Source organism: Streptomyces sp. NRRL F-5650, from assembly GCF_000721365.1.
GTDB lineage: Bacteria > Actinomycetota > Actinomycetes > Streptomycetales > Streptomycetaceae > Streptomyces > Streptomyces ardesiacus.
The window spans coordinates 166,926-186,302 of sequence record NZ_JOGV01000003.1; the positions used below are offsets into that span (position 1 = coordinate 166,926).

Here is a 19,377-nt window from a genome sequence, read left to right on the forward strand (position 1 = left end):
TGATCAGTGGCGCCGCGCTCCAAAACGAGACCGCGCGGACACCGCGACGTCACCCGTACCGCAGGGGATTGGGCAGCTCCGTCCACAGATCCCCGGGCGCCTGCGGCGAAGTCCGCATCAGCGTCAGCGCCTTCACCGGCAGTGGCCCCTCGCGCAGGGCCACGAGGTCGCCCGTGTCCGGGAGTTCGGGCACCGCCGCCTCCAGGACCTTGCGCAACGCCGGACCAGAACCGGCCGTCGCCGCCAGCGCGCCGCCCACCAGCGATCCGAACAACTTCCGCCGCAGCGCCACGGGTTCGTCGGTCAGCACCCGGTCGGGCAGGTCGGGAACCGCGATGCCGTGCCGGGCCAGCCGGGCCGGCGAGACACGGATGTCGGCCAGGTCGCGGTAGACCAGACGCAGGGGAGCGCCCGCGGCGGACAGCACCACCAGCAGGTTCTGGCCGTGCGCCTCCAGGGCCACACCCAGCTCCAGCGCGCGCAGCCCGACCGTGAGGGCGAGACGGGCGAAGGCCGCCGACCACTCGGGGGAACGGGGCAGTCCGGTGGTGGCCAGCGCCGCCACCGGGACCACGTGCTCGCCCGGCCCCGCGTACACCCGCGGCGACTCGCGCAGCACGGCCGCGAGATCGGGGGAGTGGGCCGTGGCCGCGCCCAGCGTACGGGTCACGTGGAGCAGGCCGTCCGTGCGCGCCGCCAGGTCCTCCCCGAACGACGACAGGTCCGCCGACGCGGCGACCGAGGCGACGGAGATGTCCCGCACCGAGGAGGTCAGCCGCGCGCTCAGCGCGGTCTTGACGTGCGGGCCGCCGGGCACGGCGAGGGTCCGCAGGGGCATCAGCGGACGCGCGTCGCGCCACGCCGGGCAGGGCCGGCCGAGCACATGGGCCGCCTGCCACGGATGCACCGGGACCAGCACCCGCTCCCCGTCCCGAAGCTCCCGCGGCCACGCCCCCGCCACCAGGCACTCCGCCGCCGCGACCGGCACCAGCCCCAGCCCCACCACCGGCCCGTGCTCGGGCCCGTACGCCAGTTGCTCCGTCACCGAGAAGCCCGGCCGGGCACGGCAGCCGGGGTGGTACGGATGCCCGTCGACCACCCGCCGCTCCCAGCCCCAGTCGCTGTCCGGCCACTCGTCCGGGTGATTCCCCCGCGCTCCCGCCCGGGGCTGCCCCGCCCGCGACAGTGCCAACGACGCCGCGCTGTGGCCGAGTTCGCCCGCGAAGGCCGCCGAGTGCGGTACGGCCAGGTCGGTCATCAGCCGCTCCGGGTCGTCGTAAGCGGCCTCGTCCAGCCGTACGACCGGGACGTACGCGTCCGTGCGGTACGGATCGGCGGCCGGGCCGGTCAGCCGGCGGCCGTCCCGCAGGCGCAGGACGACCGTGTCCCCGGCCCGCTCCCGGCCCTCGATCCAGGGCAGCGGTTCGAAGACGAGGGCGCGCCACAGCCGGGTCAGCACGGCCGCACGGCCGCCGGGCAGCTCGGCCGTGAACCGGTCGACCAGACCGGGACGGACGGCCGCCAGATCCTCGGCGACCTCGGACGCCGCACTGGGGGGACGGTGCACGGGCTGGCTCCTCGGGTACGGGTACGGGTGGCACGGCGGCACGGCGGAGGGCGCACGGCGGTCAGGGCGAGCGGCACGACCGCTCGCACGGCCAGGGACATACTGATCGTCCTGATCGTCTCCGTCCTCCTCTCCGCCATCGACCGACCGTAGGGAACGAGTGGAACGCGTGGATCTCCTGCCCCCGCCCGCCGGCGCCGACTCCCGGGACGACGCGGCGCGGCGCGCCGACGCGTACGCGGCCGTACCGCTGCTCAACTGCCTGCTGCGCGAGGTGGCCGAACCGCTCCCCGGCCCCGGCGTCCGCCCCGTCTACCGGCTGCCCGGCGGCAGGCTGCTGCGGGTGCGGCAGGGGCGCAGGCCCGCCGAGCCGGAGGTCCGCGCGGCGGACGGCTGGCACCGCGTCGACCACGCCGAACTGGTCAAGATCGTCGCCGAGGCACTGCGGCGGCACACCGGCGTGCCCAATCACGAGCTGCCCACCGAGATCACCGACAGCCGCGACGCGGTCGCCGCGCTGCTGACGGCACGCGCGCGTGCCACCCCGCCCGCGGACCCCTACCTCCGCTCCGAGCAGTCGCTGCTCACCGGCCACACCCACCACCCCGCCCCCAAGGCGCGCGGCGGCGGCCCGCAGGCCGGGTGGCTGCCGTACGCGCCCGAGGCGTACGCTCGCTTCCCGCTGGTGCTGCTCGGCGTGCGCGAGGACACCGTCGTCGAGGAGGGCGACACCGCCGCCCTGGACGCCCTCGGCAAGGCCCCGCCCGGCTACCGCCTGCTGCCCGCCCACCCCTGGCAGCTTGAGCTGACGGCCCCGGCCCTCGCCCCCGCCTTCGCCGACGGCCGTCTCGTCCGGGTGGGCACGACCGGCTTCTTCGTCTGGCCGACGGCCGCCATCCGTACCGTGTACGCGCCCGAACACCTGCCGGGACAGGACCTGTTCCTCAAGTTCAGCCTGGACGTGCGCATCACCAACGACATCCGCCGACTGTGGCGCCACGACCTCATGCGGCTGCGCCGCACCGACACGGCGGTCACCGAGGCGTTCGCCTCCCTCCCGCCCCCCGCCGCGTGGCTGGGCGACCGCGGCCACCGCACCGCGGACTTCGCCTTCGAGGAGCTGGCCGTGGTCGTCCGCGACGGAGTGCGCGGGCACCTCCTGCCCGGCGCGACCCCGCTGCTGGCCGCCGCGCTCGTGGAGGGCTTCCCCGGCAGCCCGCTGGCGGCCGCCCCGGACCCGGCGGCCTGGTGGGAGGCGTACCTCGCCGCCGTCGTCCCGCCGGTCCTGACCGCCTTCGCCGACGACGGCGTCGTCCTGGAGGCACACCTCCAGAACACCCTGGTCGCCGTGGACGCGGACGGCACCCCCGTCCAGGCGCTCTTCCGGGACGCGGAGGGCGTCAAACTGCTGCCGGACACACCCCGGGCGGCCGGCTGGGAGCGCCTGGTCTACTGCCTGGTCGTCAACCACCTGTACGAGGTCGCCGCCGCCCTCGCCGAACACCACCCCGGCCTCGACCCCTGGCCCGCCGTCCGCCGTGCCCTGGCCCGCCACGACCTCCCCGAGATCCCCGCCCTGCTCACCGCCCCCACGCTCCCCGCCAAGACCAACCTCCTGCTCCGCTGGACCGGCGCGGACGGCGCCGCCGCCCGCTACCGGCCGCTGGCCAACCCACTGCGCGGGGCGTGAACGGCGCGGCGGGTGCGATGAGTTCGCGCACCGGCGAGAGTCTCAGGGGCGTTCGACCCCCGACTCGTGACAGGAGATCTCCCCGCATGACCGACCCGAAGCCGACCGCCGGACGAGACCGCGCGGCCGGTGTCTGGCCCTCGATCCGTACGGAGCGCGCGGCGCTCGCGGCCGACCTGGAGAAGCTGACCGAGGAGCAGTGGACGACGCCGTCGCTGTGCCGCGGCCTGACCGTGCGCGAGGTCCTGGCCCACCTCACGGCGGGCGCGAGCCTCAACACGGTCCGCTGGCTGGCGGGGGTGATCCGCTGCCGGTTCGACTTCGACAAGCAGGTGGCCGTGCGGCTGGCCGAGCAGTTGGGCGCGGACCCGGCCGAGACCCTGGAGCGGTTCCGGCGGGTGGTGTCGAGCACGACCAAGCCGCCCCTGCCGCCCATCGCCATGCTGGGCGAGACACTCGTGCACGGCGAGGACATCCGGCGTCCGCTGGGCATCCACCGGGCCCACCCGATCGACGTGATCACGCGGGTGGCCGAGTACTACCAGGGCTCGGACATGGTGGTCGTCGCCAGGAAGCGGATCGCGGGGCTGCGGCTCACCGCGACCGACGGCACGTTCACGACCGGTTCCGGGCCCGTGGTGTCCGGCCCGACCATGGCCCTGGTGATGGCCATGACCGGCCGCGAGGTGTACTGCGACGACCTGGAGGGCGAGGGCGTGGAACTGCTGCGCGGCCGCTGCGGGGCGGTATGAGTGTGGCCCGCCCCGGGACGGCTCCGGGGCGGGTCGCTCAGGACCCGGCGGTGTACGTGAGGAAGCGGGTCCAGGCGTCCGGGGAGACGGCGAGCCGGTTGCCGTGCGGCGCCTTGGAGTCACGGACGTGGACGGTGCCGGGGCAGGACGCCACCTCGACGCAGTCGCCCTGACTGCCGCTGCTGTAGCTGGACTTGTGCCAGGACAGGGCCACCTCGACGCAGTCGCCGTCACTGCCACTGCTGTAGCTGCTCTTGAACCAGGCCAGTTCGGGTGAGCTCATAGCGATCCTCGCATTCGCTTCAACAGGCCCACGGAGTCCTCGGGCGTCAGGGCCTGTGAACGCATCCTGGCATAGCGCTGGTGGAGTCGGCTGATCTCTTTCCGGTCAGTGATCAGCCGTCCGTTCTCCTGCCCCTCCGAGTATCCGAACCACTGGTTGTCCGGCGTCTCCGCCAACTGCATCGGACCGTCCAGCCCTGCGTGCACCGGCTGGCGCAGCGGCATTAGTTGGAACTCCACGTTCCAGTGTCGCTCCACCACACCCAGCAGGTGGTCGTACAGATCGCGCGTCACCTCTTCGCCGCCGGTGCCGCGTTCCAGGACCGCCTGCTCCACGATGAAGCTGAAAGCCGTCGGAGGCGTCCGGCTCGTCGCCAGCAGTTCGTGCCGGGCCATGCGCGCCGCGATCCGGTCGTTCATCTCCTTCTCGTCGGGCAGCGGCGGCACGCTGAATGACACCGCCCGCGCATACCCCTCCGTCTGCAACAGACCCGGAACCACCCGGCATTCATACGTGTACAGACTCACCGCCTCCGCCTCGAACCGTGCCCACTGGCGGAACCAGCTCGCCAGTCCCGGTTGCCGCGACAGATGCCGTGCCGCACCTCGCAGCGCGCCGAACGCTTCGAGGACCTCCTCGGCTCGGGTCACGAAGTCCCCCGGAGGGAACCGCCGCCCCTGCTCGATGGAGGCCACCGTCGGCACCGAGTACCGCACCCGTGGCGCGAACTCCTCCTGGGTCAGCCCCGCCCGTTTGCGGAAGGCCTTGACTACCTCGCCGAACGCCTTGAGGCTGTCCGACGCCTCCGGTTCACCCGCGCCGCCCGTACCGTCCGTCATCCGGGACACCTCCCACCCGTCACACCCGTTCAACGAGGCCATGGTCACGGACGGTTACTCCTACTGTCCACCGTCCGCACCCGTACGCTCACCGTGCGTACCGGTCGCTGATCTGGTGGGACGGCGTCGCCGCAGGTGGGATGGGCGGCATGAGACCAGCCTCCACCCCCCGACTCCCGGTCACCGCGCGTGTGTTCGTGCAGCGGTTCAGCTCCACTCCGCGCGGTGCGCGACTGGCCCGGCATCTCGTCCTGCACCGCCTGGACACCTGGGGTGTCCCGTACGGATCGGCGGTGTCGGACACGGCGGCGCTGCTCGTCGCGGAGCTGGCGGCGAACGCCGTGACGCACGGGCGGGTGCCGGGGCGGGACATCGAGGTGGGGCTGCGGCTCGACGCGTACACGCTGCGGATCGACGTCTCCGACGCCCGCGGGGAGCGCCGCCCGACCGTCACGGTGGCGCCGGAGGCCGAGTACGGGCGGGGGCTGCTGCTCGTGGAGGCGCTGGCCGACCGGTGGGGCGTGTTCGACCGCGTCCCGGTCGGCAAGACGGTCCGCGCGGAACTGGATCTGCGGGCCCGGTGACCACCGGCCATATGCTCGTCCCATGCCCGAGGCGATGTTGAAAGAGGTCGTAGCCACCCGCTACGTCGAACCCCTGCGTTCCGGCGGCTCCGTGCCCGCCGTCGTCGAGGCCGACGACCTCGGCACCTACGTCCTGAAGTTCACCGGCTCCGCGCAGGGCCGAAAGGCGCTGGTCGCCGAGGTGGTCGTGGGGGAGCTGGCCCGGGAGCTGGGGCTGCGGGTGCCGGATCTGGTGCTCGCGCACTTCGACCCGGCGATCGCCGAGGCCGAGCCGCACCAGGAAGTGCGGGACCTGCTGCACGCCAGCGCGGGGCTCAACCTCGGCATGGACTACCTGTCGGGCGGTGCCGACTTCACGCCCGAGGTCGCCGAGGTGTTCCCGGTGGACGCGCGGGAGGCCGGGCGCGTCGTCTGGCTGGACGCGCTCACGGTGAACGTCGACCGGACCGTGCACAGCTCCAACCTCATGGTCTGGCCCACCCGCGGCACCGCGCCCCCGCGCCTGTGGCTGATCGACCACGGCGCGGCGCTCGTCTTCCACCACCGCTGGGGCGCCTCCCCGCCGGAGAAGGCGTACGACTTCCGCCACCACGCCCTCGGCCACTACGCGCCCGACCTCCCGGCCGCCGACGCCGAACTGGCGCCGAAGGTGACCCGGGAGCTGCTGCGCGAGGTGGTGGACCGGGTGCCGGGGGCCTGGCTGACCTGCGAGGGCGACCTCGACACGCCGGAGAAGGTGCGCGCCGCCTACGTGGACTACCTGCACGCGCGCGTGCGGGCCTCCCGCCAGTGGCTGCCCACCGGCTTCCCGAGCCGTGCGGAACTCGCCGCCGAGAACGCCGCCCGCGCGGCGCGCACCCGGCGGGGGCGGCCGGACTGGCTCAAGCGGGTCCCCGACCTGCACGGCAAACCGCCCGCCGAGCAGGACTGGTCCGTGCACCTGGGCTGACACGCGACCGCGCTCCCGGTGCCGCAGTACGGCGCCGGGAGCGCGGACCGTCGAGCGCGCCCGGGCGTCAGCCCTTGAGCTGCTCGTACGCCGGCAGCGTCAGGAAGTCGGCGTAGTCCTCGTCGAGCGACACGGTGAGCAGCAGGTCGTGCGCCTGCTGCCAGTTGCCGGCCGCGAAGGCCTCGTCGCCGATCTCGGCGCGGATGTTCGCCAGTTCCTCGGCGGCGACCTTGCGGGCCAGGTCGGCGGTGACCTGCTCGCCGTTGTCGAGGACGACCTCGGCGTTGATCCACTGCCAGATCTGCGAGCGGGAGATCTCGGCGGTGGCGGCGTCCTCCATCAGGTTGAAGATGGCGACCGCGCCGAGGCCGCGCAGCCACGCCTCGATGTAGCGGATGCCGACCTGCACGGCGTTGACCAGGCCCGCGTACGTCGGCTTGGCGTCCAGGGAGTCGATCGCGATGAGGTCGGCGGCCTTGACGTCGACGTCCTCGCGCAGGCGGTCCTTCTGGTTGGGCTTGTCGCCGAGGACCTTGTCGAAGGACTCCATGGCGATCGGGACCAGGTCGGGGTGGGCGACCCAGGAGCCGTCGAAGCCGTCGCCGGCCTCGCGGTCCTTGTCGGCGCGGACCTTCTCGAAGGCGACCTTGTTGACCTCGGCGTCCCGGCGGGAGGGGATGAACGCCGCCATGCCGCCGATCGCGTGCGCGCCCCGCTTGTGGCAGGTGCGCACGAGGAGTTCGGTGTACGCCCGCATGAAGGGGGCGGTCATCGTCACCGCGTTGCGGTCCGGCAGGACGAACTTGGCGCCGCCGTCACGGAAGTTCTTGACGATGGAGAACAGGTAGTCCCAGCGGCCGGCGTTGAGCCCGGAGGCGTGGTCGCGCAGCTCGTAGAGGATCTCCTCCATCTCGTACGCGGCCGTGATCGTCTCGATCAGGACGGTGGCGCGGACGGTGCCCTGCGGGATGCCGACGTAGTCCTGCGCGAAGACGAACACCTCGTTCCACAGGCGGGCCTCCAGGTGGGACTCCGTCTTCGGGAGGTAGAAGTACGGGCCCTTGCCGAGGTCCAGCAGGCGCTGTGCGTTGTGGAAGAAGTACAGGCCGAAGTCGACCAGGGCGCCGGGGACGGGGCGGCCGTCGACCTGGAGGTGGCGCTCGTCGAGGTGCCAGCCGCGCGGGCGCATGACGACCGTCGCCAGCTCCTCGTCCGGACGCAGGGCGTACGACTTGCCGGTGCGCTCGTCGGTGAAGTCGATCGTGCGGGTGTAGGCCGAGGTCAGGTTGAGCTGGCCGAGGGCCACGTTCTCCCAGGTCGGCGCGGAGGCGTCCTCGAAGTCGGCGAGCCAGACCTTCGCGCCCGAGTTCAGGGCGTTGATGGTCATCTTGCGGTCGGTGGGGCCGGTGATCTCGACGCGGCGGTCCTGCAGCGCGGCCGGAGCGGGGGCCACCTTCCAGGAGTCGTCCGCGCGGACGGCGGCGGTCTCCGGGAGGAAGTCGAGCGTGGAGGTGCGGGCGATCTCGGCGCGGCGCTCCGCACGGCGGGCGAGGAGTTCGTCACGCCGGGGCGTGAACCGCCGGTGCAGCTCGGCCACGAAGGCGAGCGCCGCATCGGTGAGCACCTCCTCCTGCCGGGGCAGGGGCTCGGCGTCGACGATGGCCAGCGTGGACGGCGCTGGTGCGGACATGAGCTGTCACTTCCTTCAGCGGTGGCACCGGGTGCCAGAGGGTGCGTATGGGGCATTACGCACTCGCCGTGCAGCGGAGTGCTTCTGGTCAGTGGATAGTAGTTTCCTCATCGTGGAACTTCAATGGTTTGTTGATGTCGAGATTCTCCGGGTCGAGGGAAGGTGGCGCTGGGTGCCACCTCCCTCACTCAAGGTGGCCCAGGTCCGCCTCCGTGTCGATGTCGTACGGCCGGGCCACGTCCCCGCACTCGACGAGGACGATCTCCGCCTCGTGTTCCCGGAGATAGGCGCGGGCACCCCGGTCGCCGGTGGCGGTCGCCGCGATTCCCGCCCAGTGGGCGGCGCCGAGCAGCACCGGATGCCCGCGCACGCCCGCGTACGCCGCCGAGACCAGCGACGTCTCGTCCCGGTACCCGGCGCGCACCCGGGCCGTCGCCTCGGTGCCGATGCCGGGCTGGTCCACCAGGCAGACCAGGGCCGCCCGCGCTCCGGTGCCGGTCAGTGAGCGGAGTCCGGCCCGCAGGGACGAGCCCATGCCCTCTTCCCAGCCGGGGTTGTCCACCAGGACGCAGCCGTCGAGCGCCGCCCGCGCGCGTACGTCCTCGGCGCGCGCCCCCAGGACGACGTGCACGCGGGCGCAGCCGGCGGAACGCACCATCTCGGCCGCGTGTTCGACGAGCAGGCGTCCGCGGTGGTGCAGCAGTGCCTTGGGGTGGCCGCCGAGCCGCCGGCCGCCCCCGGCGGCCAGCACCAGCCCCGCCACCGGGCCGCCCACCTGCTGTTGTGTCTGCGCTTCGTCCTCGGTCATGCGTCCTGCATACCCGACGGCCCGTCAAACGCCGTGCTCCGCGCGGGGATTCCGGGGACGTACCGAAGGCTGATCTTCGGTCCGTGCGGTGGCGCGTGCGCCCCGGGGTGGCGTTTACTGGCCCGCGCACAACGGGGTGCGCGGGGGAGGCCGGGGAGGGCTGTGGTGCAGAGCGTGGGGCAGGGGTACGTGACCGTCGGCGACGAGGACGTGAGGGTGGTGGCGCTGCGGGCCGCGGTGTCCCGGTTGCGTCGGCAACTCGCCCTGCTGCCCGCCGACTTCCCGGACCGCGGCATCGCGGAGGACGAACTGGCCGACCTCGCCGCGATGGCGGGCCACGGCGTCCCCGAGGCGCCCCGGCTGCGCCGCTCCCTGCTGCTGGTAGCCGGCGCGATCGGCTCCGTCAGCGCCCTGCGGCCGGGGCTGACGGAGGTCCGTCACGCCGTGGAACAGTTCGGCGCTCCGCCGCGCCGCTGAGCGCCGGAGCGCGGGGCGCGGAGCGGGTGACGGGAGCGCGCGCCCCGGGGTGGGCGACCGCGGTTGTGCGACCGGGGTTGTGTGACCGGGTGCGGGCCCTGGTACGGGCTCGGTGCGCGAACCCGGCGCGCGGGCGTGAACCCCGCGCGCGGGCGCGGATCAGACCGCCGGGCCGCCGTTCGCGCCGTTCGACGCGCCGTTCGAGGTCAGCAGGGCCTGTGACAGCTCCGCCGCCACCTGCTGGAGCAGGGGCACCATCCGCTCGGTCGCGGCCTCGGTGACCCGGCCCGCCGGGCCGGAGATCGAGATGGCCGCGGCGGTGGGGGAGTCCGGCACGGAGACGGCCAGGCAGCGCACGCCGATCTCCTGCTCGTTGTCGTCGATGGCGTACCCCTGGCGCCGCACGTCCTCCAGCGCCGCGATGAAGCCGTCCGGCGTGGTGATCGTCTTGTCGGTCGCGGCCGGCATGCCGGTACGCCCCAGCAGGGCCCGCACCTCGTCCGCCGGGAAGTCCGCGAGCAGCGCCTTGCCGACGCCCGTGGAGTGCGGCAGGACACGCCGGCCCACCTCGGTGAACATGCGCATCGAGTGCTTGGACGGCACCTGCGCGACGTACACGATCTCGTCGCCGTCGAGCAGAGCCATGTTCGCCGTCTCGCCGGTCTCCTCGACCAGACGGGCCAGGTGCGGGCGGGCCCAGGTACCGAGCAGCCGGGAGGCGGACTCGCCCAGGCGGATCAGGCGCGGGCCGAGCGCGTAGCGGCGGTTGGGCTGCTGGCGTACGTATCCGCAGGCCACGAGGGTGCGCATGAGGCGGTGGATGGTCGGCAGCGGCAGCCCGCTGCTGGCCGAGAGCTCGCTCAGGCCGACCTCGCCCCCCGCATCCGCCATCCGTTCGAGCAGGTCGAAGGCGCGCTCCAGGGACTGGACGCCACCGGTGGCGGACCTGGCGGAGTCGGTGGTGCTGGCGCTGGACGTCGGCACGGCACGTTCCTTTCGGGGCTGGCGGGAGGAAAGAAGCGTACCCGGCGGCCGGTTGACTACCGGCTTGTACGTAGCTACGTTCTGCTTGCTGGAATTCTAATTCCGCTTTGTGGAAACGTCCAGAGCGGAGTCATTGGGCATGCCCTCACAAAGGGTGCCTCTTGACGGCCTCGGAGTCGGAGTGAAGACTCCTTCAACAGAACGTTGAAATCCGGGGGCAGAGGCAGAGAAGCACAGGCAGAGAAGGGGATCCGGGTGTCCGAAGCTGAACTGGTGCTGCGCTCGACGCGCGTCGTCACTCCCGAGGGGACCCGCGCCGCGTCCGTCGCGGTCACCGGGGAGAAGATCACGGCGGTCCTGCCGTACGACGCCCCCGTTCCGGCGGGCGCACGGCTGGAGGACGTCGGCGACCACGTCGTCCTGCCCGGCCTGGTCGACACCCACGTGCACGTGAACGACCCCGGCCGCACCGAGTGGGAGGGCTTCTGGACCGCCACCCGCGCCGCGGCGGCCGGCGGCATCACCACCCTCGTCGACATGCCGCTCAACTCCATCCCGCCGACCACCACGGTCGAGAACCTGCGCACCAAGCGCGAGGTCGCCGCCGACAAGGCCCACATCGACGTCGGCTTCTGGGGCGGCGCCCTGCCGGACAACGTCAAGGACCTGCGCCCGCTGCACGAGGCCGGGGTCTTCGGCTTCAAGGCGTTCCTGTCGCCGTCGGGCGTGGACGAGTTCCCGCACCTCGACCAGGAGCAGCTCGCCCGGTCGCTGGCGGAGATCGCCGCCTTCGACGGCCTGCTCATCGTGCACGCCGAGGACCCGCACCACCTGGCCGCCGCTCCGCAGCAGGGCGGGCCCGAGTACAGCCACTTCCTCGCCAGCCGCCCGCGCGACGCCGAGGACACCGCGATCGCCACCCTGCTCGCGCAGGCCAAGCGGTTCAACGCGCGCGTGCACGTCCTCCACCTGTCCTCCAGCGACGCCCTGCCGCTGATCGCCGAGGCCCGCGCCGACGGCGTGAAGGTGACGGTCGAGACCTGCCCGCACTACCTCACCCTCACCGCCGAGGAAGTGCCGGACGGCGCCAGCGAGTTCAAGTGCTGCCCGCCGATCCGCGAGGCCGCCAACCAGGACCTGCTCTGGCAGGCGCTCGTCGACGGCACCATCGACTGCGTCGTCACCGACCACTCGCCGTCCACGGCCGACCTCAAGACCGACGACTTCGCCACCGCCTGGGGCGGCATCGCCGGACTCCAGCTCAGCCTGCCGGCCATGTGGACCGCGGCCCGCGAGCGCGGCCTGGGCCTGGAGGACATCGTGCGCTGGATGTCGGCGCGCACGGCCGCGCTGGTGGGGCTCGACGCCCGCAAGGGCGCCATCGCGCCGGGCCACGACGCGGACTTCGCCGTCCTCGCCCCCGACGAGACCTTCACCGTCGACCCGGCCGCCCTCCAGCACCGCAACCGCGTCACCGCGTACGCGGGCAAGACCCTGTACGGCGTCGTGAAGTCCACCTGGCTGCGCGGACGGCGCATCGTGGCGGACGGCGCGTTCACCGACCCGAAGGGACAGCTCCTCGACCGGGCCTGACGTGCCCGGCCACCCCCTGAACCAAGTCCCTCCCGAACAGCCCCGAAAGGAACACCTGATCACCGTGACGGCCCAGCAGAACACCTCGTTGGCCAGCTTCACCGGCGACGCCCAGCCCTACGGAGGCGGCGACCCGTACGCGGACTACCGCACCGCCGACCTTCCCTTCACCCAGTACGCCAACCTTGCCGACCGGCAGCTCGGCGCGGGTGTCGTCGCCGCCAACGACGAGTTCTTCGCCCAGCGCGAGAACCTGCTGGTGCCCGAGCCCGCCGAGTTCGACCCCGAGCACTTCGGGCACAAGGGCAAGGTCATGGACGGCTGGGAGACCCGCCGGCGCCGCGGCGTCTCGGCCGAGCAGCCCTGGCCCGCCGAGGAGGACCACGACTGGGCCCTGATCCGCCTCGGCGCCCCCGGTGTCATCCGCGGCATCGTCGTCGACACCGCCCACTTCCGCGGCAACTACCCGCAGGCCGTCTCCGTCGAGGGCGCCTCGGTCGCGGGCTCCCCGTCGCCCGAGGAACTGCTCGCCGACGACGTGAAGTGGACGACCCTCGTCCCGCGCACCCCGGTCGGCGGCCACGCCGCCAACGGCTTCGCCGTCTCCGCCGAGCAGCGCTTCACCCACCTGCGCCTCAAGCAGCACCCCGACGGCGGCATCGCCCGCCTGCGCGTGTACGGCGAGGTCGTCCCCGACCCCGCCTGGCTCACCGCCCTCGGCACCTTCGACGTGGTCGCCCTGGAGAACGGCGGCCAGGTCGAGGACGCCTCCAACCTCTTCTACTCACCGGCCACCAACACCATCCAGCCGGGCCGCTCCCGCAAGATGGACGACGGCTGGGAGACCCGCCGCCGCCGCGACCGGGGCAACGACTGGATCCAGTACCGCCTGGTGGACCGCGCGCAGATCCGCGCGATCGAGATCGACACGGCGTACCTGAAGGGCAACAGCGCCGGCTGGGCGTCCGTCTCCGTCAAGGACGGGGAGGACGGCGAGTGGCGCGAAGTGCTCCCGCGCACCCGGATGCAGCCCGACACCAACCACCGCTTCGTCCTGCCCGAGGCGGCCGTCGGCACCCACGCGCGCGTGGACATCTTCCCCGACGGCGGCATCTCCCGCCTGCGCCTGTTCGGCTCCCTGACGGAGGACGGCGCGTCCCGCCTCGCCGCCCGCCACCAGGAACTGGGCGGCTGACCCGCCCCCACCGCCCGGCCTCGACCCGCGGGGCGCACCGACTGGACAACACCGGTGCGCCCCGCGGGCATGCCCGCGGGCGGGCGCCGAGGGCTACGCCGCGTGGCCGCCGTCGACCGCGAACTCCGCGCCGGTGACGTAGGAGGCGGTCGCCAGGTACGCCACGGTCGAGGCCACCTCGTCCGCCGTGCCGAAGCGGCCCAGCGCCGTCATGGCCGCCTGCCCCTGCGCGAAGGGGCCGTCCGCCGGGTTCATGTCGGTGTCGATCGGCCCCGGGTGCACGATGTTCGCCGTGATGCCGCGCGGGCCCAGCTCCCTGGCCAGCGCCTTGGTCATGCCGACCAGCGCCGACTTGCTCGTCGCGTACAGCGTCCCGCCGGGCCCCGGCACCCGCTGCGTCATGCAGGTGCCGACGGTGATGATCCGCCCGCCCGCGGTCATGCGGGCCGCGGCCGCCTGCGAGGCGAGGAAGACACCACGGACGTTCACGGCAAGCAGCCGGTCGACGTCGGCGGGGGAGAGACTCTCCAGGGGGCCGAGCAGGCCGAGGCCCACGTTGTTGACCAGTACGTCGAGACCGCCGCCGAGCGCCGTCGCGGCCCGCTCGACCGCGCCCGCCGCCTCGTCCGCGTCGGCGGAGTCGGCCCGCAGGGCGACCGCCCGACGCCCCAGCGCCTCCACCGCGTGCACGACGTCCCCGGCCGCGTCCTGGCCGTTCACGTAGGTGAGGGCGACGTCCGCGCCGTCGCGCGCCAGGCGCAGGGCGGTCGCCGCGCCGATGCCCCGGCTGCCGCCGGTCACCAGGGCGGTGCGGCCGCTCAGGGGAGCGGGGGTGGAGGGTGCGAGAGGATTCGCTGTCGTGTTCATGGGTCCATCCCAGCCGGTCGGCCGTGCCCGTGCTGGCGGCGAACGGACATCGACCCGACCGGCGGCCGGGGCTTCGCCGACAACGGTGCGAAGGCGCCGAAAACACATGGGACGTCCCGGGAACGTCCCGGGAAACTCCACATTCTTGTCATTGACATGCCACTGTCTACGCGCGTCATCATGAGACATGCGATTCCCCCCACGCGCCGCCCGGCTCGGCGCAGCAGCCGCAGTCCTGTCCGCCCTCCTCGTGGGCGGCACCGTCTCCGCGACCCCGTCCGGCGCCGCCCCGGCGGCGGTCGGCGACATCTGCTACAGCGACCTGCCCTCCCAGGCCCACGACACGCTCGACCTGATCGAGCAGGGCGGCCCCTACCCGTACGACCAGGACGGGACCGTCTTCCAGAACCGGGAGGGCATCCTGCCCAGCCGGTCCTCCGGGTACTACCACGAGTACACCGTGATCACGCCGGGCTCCGACACGCGCGGAGCCCGCCGGATCGTCACCGGTGAGGCGAACCAGGAGGACTACTACACGGCCGACCACTACGCGTCGTTCGACCTGGTCGACTTCGGCTGCTGAGGCGCGCGTTCACGCGGGCGGGCTGCTCTCGGCGGCGGCGAACAGCGCGGCGCCGAGAGCGAGCAGGGCCACGCTCGCGTAGACCTCGTAGCCGTCGAGGAAGCCGATCCGCCGCACCAGGCCCACGTTCCAGTCGGTGAACTCGTGCACCAGGCCCATCGCACCCTGCAGTACGGCGAGGAAGCCCGCGATCTCCAGCAGTTTCTTCATGGTGAAGACCCTCGCCCCGCGGTCCCCCCACACACATCGGCCGCGGGGCGAGTACCTCCCGACGGAAGGCGCCGTCGCGCGGGGCGCGGCGCGCCGAAAGTCGCCGGTCCCGCGACTTTGGTCGGCGATGCCCCCGGCCCGGCCCTCCCCGACGCCGGCCCTGCGTAGATTTGTCGACTGTGAACACTGACCAGCAGGCCGCGGCGCCCCCGGCCTTCGCGAAACGGCGCTGGGTGCTGCCGGCGGCGCTCGTCGAGGACCTGTACCCGCAGCCCCGGCGGCCCGGCGGGCGGCCCCGGCGCACCGCCCGCGACTGGGTCGTCGACTTCGCCTTCTTCCTGCTCGCGGCGGTCGTCGGACTGCTGACCGTCGACACGCTGGACCAGGAACCCGGCCTCTCACCGGCCATGGCCGCCGCCGACCAACTGGTCGGGGCCCTGTCCTGTGCCGCGGTCTGGCTCCGGCGGCGATGGCCGGTCGCACTGGCCGTGGCGATGGTGCCGGTCTCCCTCGTCTCCGCCACCGCCGGCGGCGCCGCCCTCGCCTCCCTGTTCACGCTCGCCGTGCACCGGCCCCTGCGGTACCTGGCCTGGGTGGGCACGGCCGGATGGCTGACACAGCCCCTGTACTACTGGCTGCGCCCGGAACCGGGCCTGCCGTACCTGGCGTCGATCGCGATCGGCACCCTGCTCACCGCCACCGTCGTCGGCTGGGGCCTGCTGGTGCGCTCCAAGCGCCAACTGCTCCTCAGCCTGCGCGACCGCGCCCGGCACGCCGAGGCCGAGGCCCGGCTGCGGGGCGAGCAGGCGCAGCGGCTGGCCAGGGAGGCCATCGCCCGGGAGATGCACGACGTCCTGGCCCACCGGCTGACACTGCTCAGCGTGCACGCGGGCGCCCTGGAGTTCCGGCCCGACGCGCCCCGGGAGGAGGTCGCGCGGGCGGCGGGCGTCATCCGTGAGAGCGCGCACGAGGCACTTCAGGACCTGCGGCAGATCATCGGCGTCCTGCGGGCGGCGGACTCCGACGACGCGGGCCGCCCCCAGCCGACGCTCGCGGCCCTCGGCGCACTGGTCGCGGAGTCCCGGGCGGCCGGCATGGAGGTCACCCTCGCCGACCGCGTCCCCGACCCCGCGGCGGTCCCGTCCTCCGTCGGCCGCACCGCGTACCGCATCGCCCAGGAGGCACTGACCAACGCGCGCAAGCACGCCCCCGGCACCGAGGTCACCGTCTCGGTCGCCGGAGCACCGGGCGACGGCCTGGCCCTGTCGGTGCGCAACGCCCCGCCCCGCGGCGACGTGCCGTACGTGCCCGGCTCCGGACAGGGCCTGATCGGGCTCACCGAGCGGGCCACGCTCGCCGGCGGCACCCTGGAGCACGGGCCCACCCCCGCGGGGGGCTTCGAGGTACGGGCAAGGCTGCCGTGGACGCGGTGAGGCGGAAGAAGCAGGAGGCGGGGCGGGGCCGCGGAGCTCCCGCCGCGCGAGCGCGGAGGTGCCGGCCCGGGGGTGAAGTCGCCGCCCGGCGGCCGTGATTACTTATGTCCATGACTGCGATCAGACTCCTCCTCGTCGACGACGACCCCCTCGTGCGGGCGGGACTGGCCCTCATGCTGGGCGGGGCCGACGACGTCGAGATCGTCGGCGAGGCCGCCGACGGGGACGAGGTCGGCGCGCTCGTCGACCGCACCCGCCCGGACGTCGTCCTGATGGACATCCGGATGCCGGTGGTGGACGGCCTCACCGCGACCGAACGGCTGCGCGCCCGCGCGGACGCGCCCCAGGTCGTCGTGCTCACCACGTTCCACGCGGACGAGCAGGTGCTGCGGGCGCTGCGCGCCGGTGCCGCCGGGTTCGTCCTGAAGGACACCCCGCCCGCGGAGATCCTGGACGCGGTCCGCAGGGTCGCGGCCGGCGACCCCGTCCTGTCGCCCGCGGTGACCCGGCGGCTGATGGAGCGGGCGGCCGGCACGGGGCCCGACACGCGGCGCACGCGCGCGCGTGCCCGGGTGGACACGCTCAACGACCGCGAACGCGAGGTCGCCGTCGCCGTCGGCCGCGGCATGGCCAACGCCGAGATCGCCACCCACCTCTTCATGAGCGTCGCCACGGTCAAGGCGCACGTCTCGCGCATCCTGGCCAAGCTCGGCCTGAACAACCGGGTGCAGATCGCGCTGCTGACGTACGACGCGGGCCTCCTGGACGCCTTCCAGGACGACACCCCCTAGGGGACGAGCGCCTCGGCTAGGGGATGAGGGCCTCGGGGATCTCCGCCGGCGGGACCGGCCGCCGCTCGCGGCGGGAGACCTCGCAGGCCTCGGCGATCCGCAGGGCCTGCAGCGCCTCGCGCCCGTCGCACGGGTTGGCCCGCTCACCGCGCACGACCTGCACGAACGCGCCCAGCTCGGCCTCGTAGGCGGGCCCGAAACGCTCCACGAAGCCGGTCCAGGGCTTGTCCGCGGCCGGCGGCCCGGTCGGCTCGGTGGACGCGATCGGCGTACGGTCGTCCAGGCCCACGACGATCTGGTCCAGCTCCCCGGCCAGCTCCATGCGGACGTCGTACCCCGCCCCGTTCAGCCGCGTCGCCGTCACCGTGGCCAGTGTGCCGTCGTCCAGCGTGAGCAGCGCGGCCCCGGTGTCCACGTCGTCCGCCGCGCGGAACATCGGCGGACCGGCGTCGGACCCGGCGGCGTACACGTCGACGACCTCCCGCCCGGTCACCCAGCGCAGCACGTCGAAGTCGTGGATGAGCGTGTCCCGGTAGAGCCCGCCGGACTGCGGCAGGTACGCGGCCGGCGGCGGGGCCTGGTCGCTCGTCACCGCGCGGACGGTGTGCAGGCGGCCGAGCCGCCCGGACCGCACCGCCTCACGGGCGCCCGCGTAGCCGGTGTCGAAGCGGCGCTGGAAGCCCATCTGGAGGATCGTCCCGGCGGCCTCCACCTCGGCGATCGCCTGCAACGTCCCGGGCAGGTCCAGCGCGACGGGCTTCTCGCAGAACACCGGCAGCCCCGAGCGGGCCGCCCGGCCGATCAGCTCGGCGTGGGCCGGCGTCGCCGTGGTGATCACCACCGCGTCCACGCCCCACCGGAAGATCTCGTCCACTCCAGGTGCCGCCGTCTCGCCCAGCCGGTGGGCCAGGTCCTGGGCCCGCGCGAGGTCGGCGTCGGTGAGGATCAGGGACCCTACGTCGCGGTGGCGGCTGAGCGTGTTGGCGTGAACGGTGCCGATGCGGCCCGTCCCGATGACCCCGATGCGCATGGAATCAAAGTGGGCTCACGGCCCGCGGCCTGTCAATGCGTATGTCCGGACAATCGGACCGCACAGCTTCCCGTCCCCTGCGCACGGAGCTACGCTCGGCCCGTGCCGAAACCAGAAGTGGATCCCACCGTGTCGCTGGACCTCAGCGTGGATCGCAGCAGCCCCGTGCCGCTGTACTTCCAGTTGGCGCAGCAGCTCGAGGCGTCGATCGAGCACGGCGCCCTGACCCCCGGCAGCCTGCTCGGCAACGAGATCGAGCTGGCCGCGCGGCTCGGTCTGTCCCGGCCCACCGTCCGCCAGGCCATCCAGTCGCTCGTCGACAAGGGCCTGCTGGTACGGCGCCGGGGCGTCGGCACCCAGGTCGTGCACAGCAAGGTCCGGCGCCCGCTGGAACTCAGCAGCCTCTTCGACGACCTGGAGGCGGCCGGGCAGCGCCCGGCCACGAAGGTCCTGGTCAACACCGTCGTCCCCGCGACCGCCGAGGTCGCCGCCGCGCTCGGGGTGGCCGAGGGCGGCGACGTGCACCGCGTCGAGCGGCTGCGGCTGACGCACGGCGAGCCGATGGCGTACATGTGCAACTACCTGCCGCCCGGCCTGCTCGACCTGGACACCGGACAACTGGAGGCCACCGGCCTCTACCGGCTGATGCGCGCCGCCGGCATCACCCTGCACAGCGCCCGGCAGACCATCGGCGCCCGCGCCGCCACCGACGGCGAGGCCGAACGGCTCGGCGAGGACGCGGGCGCGCCGCTGCTCACCATGGAGCGCACGACGTTCGACGACACCGGACGCGCCGTCGAGTTCGGCACCCACACCTACCGGCCGTCCCGCTACTCCTTCGAGTTCCAGTTGCTCGTGCGGCCCTGAGCTGCCACCTTCGCGGACGGCTCCCGCCGGCGGTGCCCACCGTGCGGGTTCGTCGCAATGTCCGGACAATGTGACCGTCGGCCGCTCCCCGGAGGAACGCGCTCCGCTTGTGTGTCGGACAATGGGGCGTTTGGGGTTTCCAGAACCCGGCAGCCGGACCCCCGCGTCCGGCGCGCACGCACAGC

20 protein-coding genes are annotated in these 19,377 nt (G+C 73.4%); 11 read left to right on the plus strand and 9 right to left on the minus strand.

From position 1 onward, the window contains the following. Window positions 1–49: 49 nt before the first annotated feature. A complete protein-coding gene (locus IG88_RS0105250) occupies window positions 50–1,567 on the minus strand; it encodes an IucA/IucC family protein (protein ID WP_031035500.1) in 1,518 nt (505 codons plus the stop codon). 160 nt (window positions 1,568–1,727) lie between these two features. On the opposite strand from IG88_RS0105250, the gene IG88_RS0105260 reads away from it, so the two are divergent. Further along, window positions 1,728–3,257 (plus strand): IucA/IucC family protein, encoded by a 1,530-nt coding sequence (locus IG88_RS0105260; protein ID WP_031035503.1) that lies wholly within the window; start codon window positions 1,728–1,730, stop codon window positions 3,255–3,257. 86 nt (window positions 3,258–3,343) lie between these two features. Beyond that, window positions 3,344–4,009, plus strand: a complete 666-nt coding sequence (locus IG88_RS0105265; protein WP_031035505.1) for a maleylpyruvate isomerase family mycothiol-dependent enzyme — start codon at window positions 3,344–3,346, stop codon at window positions 4,007–4,009. Window positions 4,010–4,046: 37 nt separating this feature from the next. Here the strand turns inward: IG88_RS0105265 and IG88_RS0105270 are convergent, their stop codons facing one another. Continuing rightward, window positions 4,047–4,292 (minus strand): DUF397 domain-containing protein, encoded by a 246-nt coding sequence (locus IG88_RS0105270; protein ID WP_031035508.1) that lies wholly within the window; start codon window positions 4,290–4,292, stop codon window positions 4,047–4,049. After that, complete coding sequence (locus tag IG88_RS0105275; RefSeq protein ID WP_031035510.1) at window positions 4,289–5,131, minus strand: helix-turn-helix domain-containing protein; 843 nt, start codon at window positions 5,129–5,131, stop codon at window positions 4,289–4,291. Before IG88_RS0105275 ends, IG88_RS0105270 begins: the two co-directional genes overlap by 4 nt. Window positions 5,132–5,280: 149 nt before the next feature. Here IG88_RS0105275 and IG88_RS0105280 point away from each other — a divergent pair, with 149 nt between their 5' ends. Next, window positions 5,281–5,715, plus strand: coding sequence for an ATP-binding protein (locus tag IG88_RS0105280; RefSeq protein ID WP_031035511.1), 435 nt, complete (start codon window positions 5,281–5,283; stop codon window positions 5,713–5,715). A gap of 34 nt (window positions 5,716–5,749) precedes the next feature. Then, on the plus strand, window positions 5,750–6,664 hold the full coding sequence (locus IG88_RS0105285) for a HipA family kinase (protein ID WP_031035514.1): 915 nt from the start codon (window positions 5,750–5,752) through the stop codon (window positions 6,662–6,664). Window positions 6,665–6,731: 67 nt separating this feature from the next. On the opposite strand, the gene aceB is transcribed toward IG88_RS0105285, so the two are convergent. Both aceB and IG88_RS0105295 read right to left on the minus strand, forming a co-directional pair. Beyond that, window positions 6,732–8,354 (minus strand): malate synthase A, encoded by a 1,623-nt coding sequence (gene aceB / locus IG88_RS0105290; RefSeq protein ID WP_031035516.1) that lies wholly within the window; start codon window positions 8,352–8,354, stop codon window positions 6,732–6,734. 184 nt (window positions 8,355–8,538) lie between these two features. Then, window positions 8,539–9,162 carry a nucleotidyltransferase family protein gene (locus tag IG88_RS0105295; RefSeq protein WP_031035518.1) on the minus strand — a complete coding sequence of 208 codons (624 nt, stop codon included), beginning with the start codon at window positions 9,160–9,162 and terminating at the stop codon, window positions 8,539–8,541. A gap of 162 nt (window positions 9,163–9,324) precedes the next feature. Between IG88_RS0105295 and IG88_RS0105300 the strand changes: the two genes are divergently transcribed. Then, window positions 9,325–9,639 carry a DUF5955 family protein gene (locus tag IG88_RS0105300; RefSeq protein WP_031035520.1) on the plus strand — a complete coding sequence of 105 codons (315 nt, stop codon included), beginning with the start codon at window positions 9,325–9,327 and terminating at the stop codon, window positions 9,637–9,639. 159 nt (window positions 9,640–9,798) lie between these two features. Here IG88_RS0105300 and allR read toward each other — a convergent pair whose 3' ends face one another. Beyond that, window positions 9,799–10,623: an allantoin degradation transcriptional regulator AllR gene (allR, locus tag IG88_RS0105305; RefSeq protein WP_031035523.1), complete on the minus strand. Its 825-nt coding sequence runs from the start codon at window positions 10,621–10,623 to the stop codon at window positions 9,799–9,801. A 255-nt stretch (window positions 10,624–10,878) separates the two neighbouring features. Between allR and allB the strand changes: the two genes are divergently transcribed. Next, window positions 10,879–12,216 carry an allantoinase AllB gene (gene allB, locus IG88_RS0105310; protein WP_031035524.1) on the plus strand — a complete coding sequence of 446 codons (1,338 nt, stop codon included), beginning with the start codon at window positions 10,879–10,881 and terminating at the stop codon, window positions 12,214–12,216. Window positions 12,217–12,280: 64 nt separating this feature from the next. Next, window positions 12,281–13,411 carry an allantoicase gene (alc, locus tag IG88_RS0105315; RefSeq protein ID WP_031035526.1) on the plus strand — a complete coding sequence of 377 codons (1,131 nt, stop codon included), beginning with the start codon at window positions 12,281–12,283 and terminating at the stop codon, window positions 13,409–13,411. A gap of 93 nt (window positions 13,412–13,504) precedes the next feature. Here alc and IG88_RS0105320 read toward each other — a convergent pair whose 3' ends face one another. Continuing rightward, window positions 13,505–14,278: an SDR family oxidoreductase gene (locus tag IG88_RS0105320; protein ID WP_031035529.1), complete on the minus strand. Its 774-nt coding sequence runs from the start codon at window positions 14,276–14,278 to the stop codon at window positions 13,505–13,507. Window positions 14,279–14,465: 187 nt separating this feature from the next. Between IG88_RS0105320 and IG88_RS0105325 the strand changes: the two genes are divergently transcribed. Then, window positions 14,466–14,861 carry a ribonuclease domain-containing protein gene (locus IG88_RS0105325; RefSeq protein ID WP_031035531.1) on the plus strand — a complete coding sequence of 132 codons (396 nt, stop codon included), beginning with the start codon at window positions 14,466–14,468 and terminating at the stop codon, window positions 14,859–14,861. A gap of 9 nt (window positions 14,862–14,870) precedes the next feature. Here IG88_RS0105325 and IG88_RS0105330 read toward each other — a convergent pair whose 3' ends face one another. Further along, window positions 14,871–15,071, minus strand: a complete 201-nt coding sequence (locus tag IG88_RS0105330; RefSeq protein ID WP_031035532.1) for a hypothetical protein — start codon at window positions 15,069–15,071, stop codon at window positions 14,871–14,873. Between the two features lie 170 nt (window positions 15,072–15,241). Here IG88_RS0105330 and IG88_RS0105335 point away from each other — a divergent pair, with 170 nt between their 5' ends. Beyond that, window positions 15,242–16,504: a sensor histidine kinase gene (locus tag IG88_RS0105335; protein WP_037835371.1), complete on the plus strand. Its 1,263-nt coding sequence runs from the start codon at window positions 15,242–15,244 to the stop codon at window positions 16,502–16,504. A 110-nt stretch (window positions 16,505–16,614) separates the two neighbouring features. Then, window positions 16,615–17,295 carry a response regulator transcription factor gene (locus IG88_RS0105340; RefSeq protein WP_031035534.1) on the plus strand — a complete coding sequence of 227 codons (681 nt, stop codon included), beginning with the start codon at window positions 16,615–16,617 and terminating at the stop codon, window positions 17,293–17,295. A gap of 16 nt (window positions 17,296–17,311) precedes the next feature. Here IG88_RS0105340 and IG88_RS0105345 read toward each other — a convergent pair whose 3' ends face one another. Then, a complete protein-coding gene (locus tag IG88_RS0105345) occupies window positions 17,312–18,325 on the minus strand; it encodes a Gfo/Idh/MocA family oxidoreductase (RefSeq protein WP_031035535.1) in 1,014 nt (337 codons plus the stop codon). A gap of 129 nt (window positions 18,326–18,454) precedes the next feature. Here IG88_RS0105345 and IG88_RS0105350 point away from each other — a divergent pair, with 129 nt between their 5' ends. Further along, the gene (locus tag IG88_RS0105350) at window positions 18,455–19,192 is read left to right on the plus strand and encodes a myo-inositol degradation transcriptional regulator (protein ID WP_107452052.1); all 738 of its coding nucleotides are present in this window, start codon (window positions 18,455–18,457) and stop codon (window positions 19,190–19,192) included. Window positions 19,193–19,377: the final 185 nt, after the last annotated feature.

Excerpts from the sequence above, each read along its gene's own strand:
- aceB (WP_031035516.1), bottom strand. The coding sequence starts at position 8,354 with ATGTCCGCACCAGCGCCGTCCACGCTGGCCATCGTCGACGCCGAGCCC.
- IG88_RS0105265 (WP_031035505.1), top strand. The coding sequence starts at position 3,344 with ATGACCGACCCGAAGCCGACCGCCGGACGAGACCGCGCGGCCGGTGTC.
- IG88_RS0105345 (WP_031035535.1), bottom strand. The coding sequence starts at position 18,325 with ATGCGCATCGGGGTCATCGGGACGGGCCGCATCGGCACCGTTCACGCC.
- IG88_RS0105285 (WP_031035514.1), top strand. The coding sequence starts at position 5,750 with ATGTTGAAAGAGGTCGTAGCCACCCGCTACGTCGAACCCCTGCGTTCC.
- IG88_RS0105325 (WP_031035531.1), top strand. The coding sequence starts at position 14,466 with ATGCGATTCCCCCCACGCGCCGCCCGGCTCGGCGCAGCAGCCGCAGTC.
- IG88_RS0105330 (WP_031035532.1), bottom strand. The coding sequence starts at position 15,071 with ATGAAGAAACTGCTGGAGATCGCGGGCTTCCTCGCCGTACTGCAGGGT.
- IG88_RS0105280 (WP_031035511.1), top strand. The coding sequence starts at position 5,281 with ATGAGACCAGCCTCCACCCCCCGACTCCCGGTCACCGCGCGTGTGTTC.
- IG88_RS0105295 (WP_031035518.1), bottom strand. The coding sequence starts at position 9,162 with ATGACCGAGGACGAAGCGCAGACACAACAGCAGGTGGGCGGCCCGGTG.
- IG88_RS0105275 (WP_031035510.1), bottom strand. The coding sequence starts at position 5,131 with ATGACGGACGGTACGGGCGGCGCGGGTGAACCGGAGGCGTCGGACAGC.
- IG88_RS0105320 (WP_031035529.1), bottom strand. The coding sequence starts at position 14,278 with ATGAACACGACAGCGAATCCTCTCGCACCCTCCACCCCCGCTCCCCTG.
- IG88_RS0105270 (WP_031035508.1), bottom strand. The coding sequence starts at position 4,292 with ATGAGCTCACCCGAACTGGCCTGGTTCAAGAGCAGCTACAGCAGTGGC.
- IG88_RS0105340 (WP_031035534.1), top strand. The coding sequence starts at position 16,615 with ATGACTGCGATCAGACTCCTCCTCGTCGACGACGACCCCCTCGTGCGG.